This window comes from Malaciobacter pacificus, from assembly GCF_004214795.1.
GTDB classification, from domain to species: domain Bacteria; phylum Campylobacterota; class Campylobacteria; order Campylobacterales; family Arcobacteraceae; genus Malaciobacter_A; species Malaciobacter_A pacificus.
The window spans coordinates 1,220,777-1,233,811 of record NZ_CP035928.1; the positions used below are offsets into that span (position 1 = coordinate 1,220,777).

Annotated in this window: 10 protein-coding genes; 2 read left to right on the forward strand and 8 right to left on the reverse strand. The window is 27.3% G+C overall.

Annotation, left to right across the window (positions count from 1 at the left end; all coding sequences use genetic code 11):
• Nucleotides 1-3: 3 nt before the first annotated feature.
• The 5 genes from APAC_RS06175 to APAC_RS06195 form a co-directional block, all read right to left on the reverse strand.
• Nucleotides 4-507, reverse strand: coding sequence for a HugZ family pyridoxamine 5'-phosphate oxidase (locus tag APAC_RS06175; RefSeq protein ID WP_228255963.1), 504 nt, complete (start codon nucleotides 505-507; stop codon nucleotides 4-6).
• A complete protein-coding gene (locus APAC_RS06180) occupies nucleotides 507-2,897 on the reverse strand; it encodes a helicase HerA domain-containing protein (protein WP_130233280.1) in 2,391 nt (796 codons plus the stop codon). The genes APAC_RS06175 and APAC_RS06180 overlap by 1 nt, the downstream gene beginning before the upstream one ends.
• 94 nt (nucleotides 2,898-2,991) lie before the next feature.
• A complete protein-coding gene (locus APAC_RS06185; protein ID WP_130233281.1) occupies nucleotides 2,992-3,318 on the reverse strand; it encodes a YegP family protein in 327 nt (108 codons plus the stop codon).
• A gap of 131 nt (nucleotides 3,319-3,449) precedes the next feature.
• Nucleotides 3,450-4,211, reverse strand: coding sequence for a carbonic anhydrase (locus APAC_RS06190; protein ID WP_130233282.1), 762 nt, complete (start codon nucleotides 4,209-4,211; stop codon nucleotides 3,450-3,452).
• A complete protein-coding gene (locus APAC_RS06195; protein WP_130233283.1) occupies nucleotides 4,212-5,255 on the reverse strand; it encodes a CNNM domain-containing protein in 1,044 nt (347 codons plus the stop codon).
• 195 nt (nucleotides 5,256-5,450) lie between these two features.
• Between APAC_RS06195 and APAC_RS06200 the strand changes: the two genes are divergently transcribed.
• Nucleotides 5,451-5,804 (forward strand): hypothetical protein, encoded by a 354-nt coding sequence (locus tag APAC_RS06200; protein WP_130233284.1) that lies wholly within the window; start codon nucleotides 5,451-5,453, stop codon nucleotides 5,802-5,804.
• Nucleotides 5,805-5,818: 14 nt separating this feature from the next.
• Here APAC_RS06200 and APAC_RS06205 read toward each other — a convergent pair whose 3' ends face one another.
• From APAC_RS06205 to uvrA, 3 genes are read right to left on the reverse strand one after another with little or no spacing between them, the layout of a single operon-like run.
• Nucleotides 5,819-7,213: a transporter substrate-binding domain-containing diguanylate cyclase gene (locus tag APAC_RS06205; protein WP_130233285.1), complete on the reverse strand. Its 1,395-nt coding sequence runs from the start codon at nucleotides 7,211-7,213 to the stop codon at nucleotides 5,819-5,821.
• A gap of 8 nt (nucleotides 7,214-7,221) precedes the next feature.
• Complete coding sequence (locus APAC_RS06210) at nucleotides 7,222-7,563, reverse strand: DUF309 domain-containing protein (protein WP_130233286.1); 342 nt, start codon at nucleotides 7,561-7,563, stop codon at nucleotides 7,222-7,224.
• 4 nt (nucleotides 7,564-7,567) lie between these two features.
• A complete protein-coding gene (uvrA, locus tag APAC_RS06215) occupies nucleotides 7,568-10,384 on the reverse strand; it encodes an excinuclease ABC subunit UvrA (RefSeq protein ID WP_130233287.1) in 2,817 nt (938 codons plus the stop codon).
• A 112-nt stretch (nucleotides 10,385-10,496) separates the two neighbouring features.
• Here uvrA and acnA point away from each other — a divergent pair, with 112 nt between their 5' ends.
• The gene (acnA, locus tag APAC_RS06220) at nucleotides 10,497-13,034 is read left to right on the forward strand and encodes an aconitate hydratase AcnA (protein ID WP_170170128.1); all 2,538 of its coding nucleotides are present in this window, start codon (nucleotides 10,497-10,499) and stop codon (nucleotides 13,032-13,034) included.
• Nucleotide 13,035: the final 1 nt, after the last annotated feature.

The following is a 13,035-nucleotide window of genomic DNA, read 5'->3' on the forward strand; positions in this document are numbered from 1 at the left end:
AGGCTATTTTTTACCATGACCATGGCCGTGACCTGATTGACCAGCTCTTTGTATTAGTTCATCAAAGTTTTCACCACCAACATTATAAGCTTTCCCAAAACCAAAAACAGCTTCACCATAAATAGGTGTAAATTCAAAAACATAAAAATCAGACATTTTTTCTAACATTGAAACCATATCTGAATCAAATTTTGATTTAAATTCATTTAATACTTTTTTTTCTTCTTCACTATTTTGTTTAAATTTTTTTGCATGACACTGTAATGATACTCTTTTTCTAGCAAAAATATTTTTACAATCTTTTTCATCTTCAATAAATAGTAAAGAACACTTGTTATTTATTATTAGATTTTGTGAATGCTTAGCCATAAGGGATAGGTAAACATAGTATTTATTGTTATACCTTACATATGGTGCATAAGATGAAAAAGGAAACTCTTTATCATCAAGTGAGTTTATACAAACACTTTGAATAGAGTCTAAAAAATCTATCAAATTATCTTTCATTATTCTTCCTTCCATAAAAGTTCAACTTTTATATCATAAATATCATTTCTTCTTGGTTTTATAAATATCTCTTCAATTTCATAGTTTTTTATTTGATAGTTTTCATTAATTTGCTCAATCTCTTTTTCTAGCTCTTTTTGTAAATCAGAAATTTCATTTTGAACATCATTTATCTCTTCTTGAACATATTTTATATCATTTCTTTCTTTTATGACTTTTCCAGCTTTTCTTGCACTTGTAGCAACTTTTCCTATATTTGTTTTAGAAACTATTGATTTACCAAAGAATGCTCCTAAAAGTGATGTTCCAATTGCTATTAGAGTATCTGTAGTTGTTGCACTTGCTTGTGCTTCTTCTTTCTCTAATTTGTCATATAAAGATTCAAGTTTTTTTTCTAATCTATCTTCTTGTTTTTCAAATTTTTCTTGTAGTTTTTCTACATCTTCATCAATTGCTTCATTTAATCTATCTTGTAATCTGATTTTAAAATCTTCTAAACTTTCATCTTGTTTTGAAATAAGTTTTAATTTACTATTTGAGAATAGAGTTAACTTTTTGTTTCTATAAATAAAATTATCAAACTCTTTTTCAATAGCTTTTATCTCTTTATCATTTTGAATAAAAGTAGGAATATCATAATAGTTAGTATTTATTCTCTCTTTTGTTTCAAGCTTAACTTCATCAAAAGTCTCAATCTCTTCAAAGTCGATTTGTGAAACTTTTCTATTTAAGTATAGTTTATATTTAAACTCTTCTTTTTTATCTATATTTTTTGAACTATTTACAAAGTGTACATCACAAGAAAATGCTAAATAAGGTTGTAAATAGTAACTATCACTTTGAGATATATAAGAGTATTTTTCTTCTAAGTTATTTGCAATTATTGGTTTAATATTTTTTTGCTCAGTTTGTTTTGGTACATCTCTTTTCACTTCATTTTTTTCTTGAAGATTATTTGAACTATGAGTTATAAATGATTTTAATTTCTCAATCTTTTCACTCATAAGTTTTTTAATATCATCTTTTGAAATTGGACCTTTTAAATATGAAAGTACCCATCTTGTCTGGAAAACTTTTATACCGTCTTCATTTATATTTTTCATAATAAATGTTCTCTTGTCTAAATTAGAGATTAATTTTGCGATTGAGTTTTTATCAATTCCTTCTTCATTGGCTGAACTTAATCCATCAATAACTTTTTCAATATCTTGTTTAGTTTGTAATCTTCCTATAAACCATGTACCAATATTTGATAAACCTTTATAATCAATATCAACTGGGTTTTGAGTAGATAAAATAACTCCAACTCCAAAAGACCTAGCTTGTTTTAAAAGTGTAAGCATAGGTTGTTTTGAAGGAGGGTTTGCATTTGGAGGGAAGTAACCAAAAATTTCATCCATGTAAAGTAGGGCTTTTAATGAACTTGTTCCTTCTTGTCTTCTCATCCATGAAACCATTTGATTTAAAAGTAGTGAAACAAAAAACATTCTTTGAGTATCATTTAAATGAGCAATTGAAAAAATTGAAACTTTTGCCTTACCATTTTCATCATATAAAAGATTTGAAATATCTAAAGCTTGCCCCTCAATCCATTGTTTAAATGAAGGATTAGCAATAATAGTGTTTAACTTTAATGCTAATTTTAATCTATCATCTTGAGCAAAGAAAGTCTCTAAATCAAAAATACCAACTTTTGCAAAAGGTGGAGTAACAATAAGTGTAATAAGTTCTTCTAAACTTAAATCTTTTCCTTGAGTATAGTAGTTCATAAAAATAGAAGAGATTAATATAGCCTCTTTTGAAGAAGTGTCATTTTTAGCATCTATTAATGAAAGTATAGATGAAACTGTAGAGTTTACAAGTGAAACTAATAAGTCATGGTCTTGTAATACTTCATTTGAAGGTGCTTTAAATGTAGATAAAATTGATATTTGAACACCTGCACTACTACCTGGAGTATAAATAGTAAAATCAGCACTATCTTTTAATTTTTGAATTCTATCACTACTTTGATAGTCTCCTTTTATTCCTTTTTCCCAAAGTTCAGCAGTTTTTTTTGCTTCTTCTTCTAATGTAATACCATTGTTAATTGCATCTTGTGGATCAATCCAAGGCTTAAAATCACTTCCTTTTAAATTGGGAAATGTAAGTAAAAGGTTTCCCATATCACCTTTTGGGTCAATAATTATTGAAGGTATATTATCAATAGCAGCTTCTTCAAGTAATGAAATACCAAGTCCTGTTTTACCACTTCCTGTCATACCAATAATAGCTGCATGAGTTCTTAAATGTTTGTTTTTATATACTAATGGTATTGATGTATTTTCATCAATTTTCTCTTTTCCTATGTAAAATAGTTTTAACTTTTCATAATCAAAAGTACTACTCATAATAAACCTTTTGTGATATTAAATTTTAGATTATAGCAAAAAAAAAGTGAATGCCTAAAAGACATTCACTCTTGAACTAATAGTTAGTATAAAATTATTCTTCAATAATCTCAGCACTTTCACTATCTACTTTTAATTCTGCAATAGCAGCTGTTCTATCAGCTTCTGTATCAAATAATGCACTTGTTCCTACAATTTGACCATTTGTTGATTTAATGTTGAAAAAAGGTTTTCCATTAGATGACTCTTTTAACTCATATCTTGAATCTTCTAAACAATTTTTCTTAACTGATTCAATACCATTTTTAGCACTTGCTTTTTGAGCATAGTTTTCACTTTTAACTATAGTTTTACCTTCTGCATTTAAAAAAACAAATGAAAATGGCTCTTTAGCATCACTTTTTCTTAATTTAATTGTCATCTTAATTCCTTATAAATAGATTTATAAATATTCTATTTAAAAATAATTTAAAAATTTCTTATTTTATATGTATCTGAAAAATTTATTTGTTAGAAAATATATAGAAAATTAATTCTATATATTTTTCAGTATTAGTGTAGAATAGTTCTAGCGTTAATTTCTTGAATAGGTCTATTATTTTTAGGCATTACTTTTGTAAAATCATCTAATTGACTTTTTGATATTTTAACTGCATTTTTTAATACAAACCATTTTACTCCTTCATTACAAGGAGGAGTAGTTAAAGATCCATTATATAAATAGTAATCTCTATTTTCAGGAAGTATTTCATATCCTGTAACAATAGATTTTACGTTTTCTGTAATAATCTCATCTTCATATTTTTCAGGAAGATTTCTTAATAATTTATTTAATGTTAAATTATCATTATTACCTTCTTCAAACATTACAGCAATTACTGCAATATTGTCATAAGAATCTGTATGAACTAAGTGAGCCTCCATAGGATAACTTTTCCCTTTAATCTGATTTTCACTTGGTGTATGAAAATGAATCTGTTTTAGAGAGTATTTTTTATCACTAATATTGATATAACTTCCATTGTTAAAGTTAACTTGAACTGAATGTCCATTATTAACAAATGTTTCCGCTTTTGATTCACCTTTTAATCTTAAAGGTAAAAGTTCCGCATCAATAGAATCTGTTATATTTATAGGAGATTGATTTTTACCTTCTCCACACATATTATATCTCTCATCAAGGTTTGCCCATTCTTTAGGACCTTTGTCTTCACTATAATCCCAGTGGGCTAATTTCTTAGGTTCACCTTCACTTAAAAGTAAAGCTACTACAAAAACAATAAAAATAGCTATAATAGTATTTTTTTGACTCATTTAGTTTCCTTTCTCTTTTTCTTTTCTTTTTGCTTTCATTTTATTTAAAGCTAGTCTTCTCATGTCTGCAGTTGTATCTGACTCATCCATAATTTCTAAACCTAAAAGTGTTTCAATACAATCTTCAAGTGTAACAATACCTTCTGTTTGATCATAAGAATCATGAACAATAAACATATGCTCTTTTTTCTGAATGAACATATTTAAAGCTTTTGAAACAGGAATGTTTTCATGTAAAGAAATTACCGGTTTCATTATGGTTTCAATGCAAACATCATTATCAACAATTGCTTGTTTAAATAGTTTTTTTGTTAATACAATCCCAACAATATTATCAACACTACCATCATAAATAGGAACTCTTGAAAACTTAAAAGTCCTTTTATCTTCTGTAATATCTTTAATTATTGCATCTTTTGGAATAGCATACATTACAGATCTAGGAGTTAAAATATCTTTAACTTTAATGTTGTTTAATGTTAAAGTATTTTCAATAATATCAGACTCTAAGTCACCAATTATTCCCTCTTCTTCACTAAGTAAAGTAGAGTGAATTAACTCCTCTCTTGATATTGTATCATTATTTTCTTTACCTATTTTTTTTGTGACAAATTGAGTCATAATAATTATTGGATATGTTACGAAAATAAAAAAGTTTATAATTCTTGCTGCATAAGGGGCAAGTTGTTTCCAGTAAACTGCACCTATAGTTTTAGGAATTATTTCAGCAAAAAATAAAATCATAAAAGTTAGTACAATAGAAACAATCATTACTAAAGTTTTATCACCACCAAAAACATTTTGAGCTTGAACACCAATTGCTGTTGCACCTAAAGTATTTGCAATTGTATTTAATATTAAAATAGAAGCAATAGAACTATCTATGTCTGTCTTTAATTTTTTTAGAAGTTTACCAGCTTTAGGATTGTTGTTTTCTAATACTGATATATAAGAAATGTTCGTAGATAATAGAATTGATTCTAAAATTGAACATAAAAACGATGTACCGATAACCGCAACAAATAGTAAGATTAAAATTTCCATATTATCTTACCTTTAAATAAACTGCACTTCGGGGAACTATCTTCCAATCATTACTCCTTGAATTTTTAAATTTAATAACTAATAATATCAAATTATACTTAATTTTAAAGTCTTTTTGTAATATTTTGACAAAAAACACATTTTTTTTGTATAATTTTATAAGAGAGGTTATTTTTTAATTTAAAGGAGTAAGTTATGGAATATGGATTAATACCAACTATTGATCAATACGCAGATAATAAATCTTTAGAAATTCAAAAAATTCAACCTAGTGAAGAAAGCTCAAAAATCAATTCAAAAGGACAGTTGCAACAACTACAACAAGCTGCAATTGATAAAGAAAAAGAGGTTTCAGAAACTAAAAAGATTGAATCTCAGGTTCAGGATAATACATTTGAAGTAGTTTTATCGAATACTAATTTTGGTTATAATGATAAATCTAAAGATTTTTATGTGAAAGTTCAAAGAGGAGATACTGAAAATCAGTATCCAACTGAACAAATGATGAAAATGAAAGCATATATGATGAGTTTAGATACTGCATCATAATATATTGGAAGAAATTATTTTAAGTCTGATGATACTATAACTTGATTTCTTCCATTTTGCTTTGCATTATACATCGCAATATCTGCTTTTGCTAAAACATCTTTTATTGATGTTTTTTTGTTAGCTTCACTTACTCCAAAAGATGCTGTTACTTTTCTAATTTTAAAATCGTTTTCTTCAATTAATTTTCTTAATCTTTCAGCAATCAAGTAAGCTTCATGTTCTTTTGTGTTTTTACAAATCAATAAAAATTCTTCACCACCCCATCTTCCCAACACATCGTTAGAATTAATATTATTTTTAAGTAATTCAGCAATTTTTATTAGTACTTTATCTCCTTCAAGATGTCCAAATACATCATTTATTTCTTTAAAATTATCAATATCTAATAGGATTAAAGAGTATTTTTTATTTTGCAATTTATTTAAAATTTCGTCAATTTTTCTTCTATTATATAGTTTTGTAAGTGCATCTGTTTTTGAAAGTTCTTCAAGTTGTCTATTGTATCTTTTTAAGTCTTTTTGTTTAAAAATATAAAAGATTAATAGAATGATTAAAAGTATCAAAGCCTGATAAAAGTATTCGTAGTCTACTAATCTTTTATCAAATTTTACAGTTAGCCATTGATTTATAAGATTAGCTTTATCCATAGGGGTAATTTGAGCAATATGTTTATTTACAATACTAAGTAATTCAGGATAATCACTTCTTATCATAAAAGAAATATTAACTCTCTCTTCACTTGTTCCTGAAATTTTTAGATTATAATAACCATTTATAGATATTAAATGCGCAATAACAGGAAGTATATCAATTACAGCATCAACTTTTCCTGCACTTAATAGTTTCATTGCAACTTCTGTATTTTTTACTTGCACAAAATTAATTTTAGGATATTTTTTTTTCATAATTACGTAAGAACTATAGTTTTCACCCACAGCAACTTTTTTCCCTTCTAAAAAAGAACCCTTGGGAATAAATCTTTTATCAAATAGTGTTGCAAATGCAATTGGGAAAGATATATAAGGGGTGGTAAAGTTAGCATACTCTTTTTTCTTCGTATCGTATGTAGTTCCTAATGTTATATCTGCTGTTCTATTTTTAATAGATTCTAAAACTTCATTCCAATCTTTTGCAATAATTGTTTCTGAATTAATATTAGCTCTTTTAGAGATTAAATTCCAAAAATCTACAGCAATACCAGCAAGTTTTTCTTCCTCATTATTCATATTTATAGGTGCCCAAGTTTTTGATGAAATGACTTTTACTCTATTGTTTTCTAAAAAAGTATTCTCTTCCTCACTTAATAATATATAAGAAGAATCATCTACTATATTATCTTTTCCATTGGCATATATTAAGTTTGTAAATATAAAACAAAAACATATGATTTTAAAAAAAATATTCATACTAACCTTTATATTTGAGAATTAAGGTTCAATAAAATTTCTTTAGCTTTATAATATTTATCTTTTTCCTCAAAGTTAACTTCATCTAATAAAGGTATGTATTTTATAAAAGCAGGCCATACTTTATCAAAACCATGAGGTCTTTTTTTTATATGATATAAAGCTAAAGCCGTAGCTCCATTGATTAAACCTTTTAAAACAAGGGCTTTTTCTTTTTCCCCTTGTTTTTTATACATATTCCAATCATCTTCTAATAATTCATGGGCTTCAACATAGTAGCCATTTTCAATTGCGAATATAAATCTATCTATAGCAGTTTTTTGTGTAAAAATTGTATAATCAATCTTCATATGGTCACTTTTGATTTAGTTCTTTATCTAAATAATATCCTGTGTAAGAACCTGATTTTTTATGGTTTTTGGCTAAGTATTCTGGAGTTCCTTCATCAACAATTAGTCCTCCTTTACTTCCACCCTCAGGTCCCATATCAATTACCCAATCTGAATTTTTAATTACATCAAGATTATGCTCAATTACTAATACTGAATTACCAACTTCAACTAAATGATGAAGTACTTTTGTAAGTCTATCAACATCTGCAAAGTGTAGACCAGTTGTTGGTTCATCTAAAACATAAAGTGTATTTCCAGTATCTTTTTTACTTAACTCTTTTGATAATTTGATTCTTTGAGCCTCACCACCTGAAAGAGTGACTGCATTTTGTCCTAAAGTAATATATCCAAGTCCAACATCACTTAGTGTTTGAAGTTTTGCTTTGATTTTTGGAACCTTTGCAAAAAACTCTAAAGCTTCATCAACACTCATATTTAATACTTCCGAAATATTTTTTCCTTTGTATAAAATTTCTAATGTTTGAGCATTATATCTTTGACCTTGACAATCATCACATTTAACCATGATATCCGGTAAGAAGTGCATTTCAATTTTTATTTCACCTTCACCTTGACACTTCTCACATCTTCCACCTTTAACATTAAATGAGAACCTTCCTATTTTATATCCTCTCAAACTTGCCTCTTTTGTTTTAGAAAATAGTGTTCTAATCTCATCCATAAGACCAGTATAAGTAGCAGGATTTGATCTTGGAGTTCTTCCAATTGGACTTTGGTCTAGGTAAATTACTTTGTCAAGCTTTTCTAAACCAGTAATTTCAACTCCATCAACTTTATTTACTTTTCTAGCATGATTTAAAAGCTCTTTAGCAACAGGAAGTAGGGTTTGTAAAATAAGTGAAGATTTACCACTACCACTAACTCCTGTAATTGCACAAAGGTTTTTTAATGGAATTTGTACATCTAAATCTTTAATGTTGTTGATGGTTACATTTTTGATTTCTATAAATTCTTCTTGGGGTCTATTATGAACATAATCGATTTTTTTCTTTCCACTTACATATTGTGCAGTTAAAGTTTTTGCTTTATTCATTTGAGCTAAAGTTCCATTAAAAACAATTTCTCCACCATATTTTCCAGCATTTGGTCCAATATCAACTATATAATCAGCTGCTTCAATAGTCTCTTTATCATGTTCAACAACTATTACAGTGTTACCTTTTTCTTGTAATGCTTTTAATGTTTTAATTAATTTACTTGTATCTCTTTCATGTAATCCAATTGAAGGTTCATCAAGAACATACATAACTCCTGTAAGTCCAGAACCAATTTGACTTGCAACTCTAATTCTTTGAGCCTCTCCACCTGAAATAGTTCTAGCGTCTCTTCCAAGTGTAATATAACCAAGTCCAACATCATGTAAGAAGAAAATTCTCTCTTTAATCTCTTTTAAAATAGGTTTTGAAATCATTCTATTTTGTTCATTAAAGTATTCAAAGTTTTTTTCATCTTGGAAAAAGGCATGGGCATCTTCAATAGGTTGATTTATAATATCTGAAATAGTTTTTTTTGCTACAAAAACACTTTGGGAAGAGGGTTTTAGTCTATTTCCATTACAATCACTACATTTCTTTTCAGTCATGTATTCAGCCATATCTTTTTCATCTTTTATCATGTCGTAGGCAAGTTTTATTATACCTTCCCATTTTCTAGTAAGTTTATGTCTTTTCCAAGTAAATTTAGCTTCTTCAACTCCACCATGCAAGATTGATTTTCTTTGATGTTCTGGTAACTCTCTAAAAGGAATTTTAATATCAATTCCAGCTGCTTCACAATAAGCCATAAGCATTTTAAAATAGAAACCTTTATTAAAACCATAAATAACTTTTATGGCACCATCTTCTAATGGTAACTCTTCATTAACTACTTTTTTCATATCAAGTGCATATCTAATACCTAATCCATCACAAGAACTACAAGCACCCTTTGGTGAATTAAATGAGAAAGATAAAGGTTCTAATGGTTCAAAAGAGATTTTACAATCAAAACATGCCATATGTTCAGAATAGTGAATATGTTTTTCAACTCCTACTTCTTCATGGTTTAAAACTTCAATTTCAAGTTCTCCAAAACTCTCTTTTAAACCTTTTTCTACATCTTGTGCAATTCTATCTTTATTATCTTCTTTTATAACAACTCTATCAATTACTACTTTGATAGTGTGCATTTTATTTTTTTCTAACTCGATTTCTTCATCAAGTCTTGCCATAACGCCATCAATCATGGCTCTTACATAACCTTTACCCCTTAAGCTTTCAAGTAAATCAGCAAATGTACCTTTTTTTCTATTGATAAGTGGTGCTAAAATTACAACTTTTGAGTTATCAGGTAGTTTTAAAACTTGATCAATTACATCACTTGCACTCATTTGTGAAATTGGTTCACCACATTTATGACAGTGCTGTTTCCCAACTCTTGCATATAATAACCTTAGATAATCATATACTTCAGTAATTGTTCCAACTGTTGACCTTGGGTTTTTTGATGTTGTTTTTTGATCAATTGCAATTGCAGGAGTTAATCCTTCAATTCTTTCAACATCAGGTTTTCCTACTTTATCTAAGAATTGTCTAGCATAAGCACTAAGACTCTCTATATATCTTCTCTGACCCTCTGCATAAAGTGTGTCAAAAGCAAGGGTTGATTTACCAGAACCTGATAGTCCTGTAAATACGATAAGTTTATTTTTTGGTATTTCTAAATTAATATTTTTTAAATTATTTTCTTTTGCATTAAAAATTTTGATTGAATCTTTCATAAATAGCTGCCTTTAAAATTTTGAAGCTGATATTATAAGATAGATTAGATAATAATCTATTAAAGATAATTTGGATATCTTAAAAAGTTACTAACATAAAAAGGTTATTAGTGTGAATAGATATATTAATAATTTTAAATTTGGTGATAATACATTTTATTACTGTGATTTAAAGAGAATATTTAATGACTATCCTGCTTTAGAGAAACTTCCAAATTGTTTAAAAATATTATTAGAAGTTAATTTAAGAACTTGTGAAGAAAATAATATAAATAAGGTTATTGATATATTTATATCAAAGATTAAAAATAAAAAAATAGTTTTTGAACCAACTAGAATCATAATGCAAGATTTAAGTGCAATTCCAATACTAATTGATTTAGCAACAATGCGAGATCAAGCAGAGAATTTTGGAGTTGATTTAAAGAAGGTTAATCCCCAGATTATGGTTGATTTAGTGGTTGATCATTCTTTAAATATTGAAAAAACTAGTTCCTTTGACAGTGTTGAAATAAATTTAGAAAATGAAATAAAAAGAAATTCAGAAAGATATAAATTTATAAAATGGGCAAGTTCTCAATTTGAAAATCTTTCTGTAGTTCCACCTGGTTTTGGAATTTCCCATCAAGTAAATTTAGAATATTTATCAACAATGATAAATATAAAAGAAATAGAAGATAAGTTTTTTATTTTCCCTGAGTGTATTGTAGGAACTGACTTACACACAAGTATGGTAAATGCTTTAGGTATTTTAGCTTGGGAAGTAGGGGAAATGGAATCTCAAAGTATTATGTTTGGTTTAAATTCGCCTTTTTATTTACCAAAAGTTACGGGAATAAAAATTGAGGGAAAATTACAAAGTGGTATTACTATAAATGATGTGGTTTTAAGTTTAACAAAATTTATAAATGAGCAAGAAACACATCAAGAGTTTGTAGAATTTTTTGGTGAAGGTGTTAAAGAATTATCCTTAGAAGATAGGGCAGCAATATCAAATATGGCAAATGAGTATAATGTAGCTGTTTCATTTTTTGGGGTAGATGATAATACAATAGCATATATTGAAAAGACTAGGGGAGTTGATGCTTCATTTATAAAAGAGTATTTTAAACTTCAAGATATGTATAATAAATATGAAGATTTTGACTTTGATGAAGTTTTAGAATTTGATTTATCACAAGTAAAATCAGTTGTTGCGGGACCTTCTAGAAGTGAAGAAAAAGTTTTAGTAAATAAAGTTCCAAGTAAATTAAAGAGTTTTAAAAGAGGAAACCTTTTAAAAGCAAATGACATAGTTTTAGCAAGTATTACTTCTTGTTTAAGTACTTCAAACCCAAGTTTAATTATTCAAGCTGGATTATTAATAAAAAATGCAATAGAGTTTGGATTAGAAATTAATCCAAATATCAAAAAAATATTCACACCTGGTTCTCATAGTGTTACAAGCTATTTAAAGCATTTAGATTTATTAAAGTTTTTTGAATATGTTGGTTTTAATATTTCTGGTTATGGTTGTGTAAGTTGTATTGGAAATAGTGGGAAACTATTGCCAGGAATTGAAGAAGAAATAGTTAATTATGATTTGGATGTTAGTTCTGTAAGTAGTGGGAACAGAAATTTTAAAGAAAATTCTAATCCTTTAATAAAATCAAACTGGTTAATGTCTCCAGCTCTTGTTATTGCATATTGTTTTAAGGGAACTATTAATTGTAATATTATTGATGATGAAATTGCAAAGGGTGTTTACTTAAAAGATATTTGGCCAAGTAATAAAGAGTTAAATGAATATTTAAAAAAGATACAAAGTGATATTTATTTAAAAAGTTACAATAACCTTTTTTTAGGAAATATTTATTGGCAATCATTAGATATTGCAACAACAGCAAAATATGAGTGGGATGATGATTCTACTTATATTCACTCATCATTATCTTTCAAAAATCTAGACCTTGAAAAAATAGAGATTAAAAATGCAAGGGTTTTAGCTGTATTGGGCGATAATATTTTAAATGAAGATATTTCTGCGATTGGTAAGATTAAAGAAGATTCCTTAGCTGGACAGTATCTGCTATCAAAAAATATTAAAAGTAATGAATTAGATACCTTTGAAAATAGAAAAGGGAATATTGATTTAATGATTAGAGGGATTCTTTCAAGTCCTAATTTAGAAAATCTATTAATATCTCCCAAAAAGGGTAGTTTAACTAGAGACTTTCAAACTAAAGAGATAGTTGGTATTTTTGAATATTGTGAGAAAATGAAAAAGATGAATATTCCTTTGGTTTTATTTGCAGGTGAAAATTTTGGTGGAGGAGTTGTTCGAGATTGGGCTTCAAGAGGATTGAGTTTACTTGGAGTAAAAGCAATTATTGCAAAATCTTTTGACCATAGTTTTAAAACTAATTTAGTAAGGGTAGGAGTTTTACCTTTAGAGTTTGATAAAGAAGGATTAGAAAATATAGAATTAACAGGAGATGAATTAATATCTATAAAAAGAAGAAATTTAATTCCAAATGAAAAAATTGAGCTTAATATTTTAAAAAAAGGTTTAAATAAAACTCTTGTTCTTAGATCGAAATTAGAAAATTTACAAGAAGTTGAGTTTTATAGAAATGGTGGGGTATTATCTTATATATTAAAACATTTATAGG

What these genes read in the sequence shown, in the direction of transcription:
- APAC_RS06175 (WP_228255963.1), bottom strand. Translation starts at nt 507, where the DNA reads ATGAAAGATAATTTGATAGATTTTTTAGACTCTATTCAAAGTGTTTGT.
- APAC_RS06180 (WP_130233280.1), bottom strand. Translation starts at nt 2,897, where the DNA reads ATGAGTAGTACTTTTGATTATGAAAAGTTAAAACTATTTTACATAGGA.
- APAC_RS06185 (WP_130233281.1), bottom strand. Translation starts at nt 3,318, where the DNA reads ATGACAATTAAATTAAGAAAAAGTGATGCTAAAGAGCCATTTTCATTT.
- APAC_RS06190 (WP_130233282.1), bottom strand. Translation starts at nt 4,211, where the DNA reads ATGAGTCAAAAAAATACTATTATAGCTATTTTTATTGTTTTTGTAGTA.
- APAC_RS06195 (WP_130233283.1), bottom strand. Translation starts at nt 5,255, where the DNA reads ATGGAAATTTTAATCTTACTATTTGTTGCGGTTATCGGTACATCGTTT.
- APAC_RS06200 (WP_130233284.1), top strand. Translation starts at nt 5,451, where the DNA reads ATGGAATATGGATTAATACCAACTATTGATCAATACGCAGATAATAAA.
- APAC_RS06205 (WP_130233285.1), bottom strand. Translation starts at nt 7,213, where the DNA reads ATGAATATTTTTTTTAAAATCATATGTTTTTGTTTTATATTTACAAAC.
- APAC_RS06210 (WP_130233286.1), bottom strand. Translation starts at nt 7,563, where the DNA reads ATGAAGATTGATTATACAATTTTTACACAAAAAACTGCTATAGATAGA.
- uvrA (WP_130233287.1), bottom strand. Translation starts at nt 10,384, where the DNA reads ATGAAAGATTCAATCAAAATTTTTAATGCAAAAGAAAATAATTTAAAA.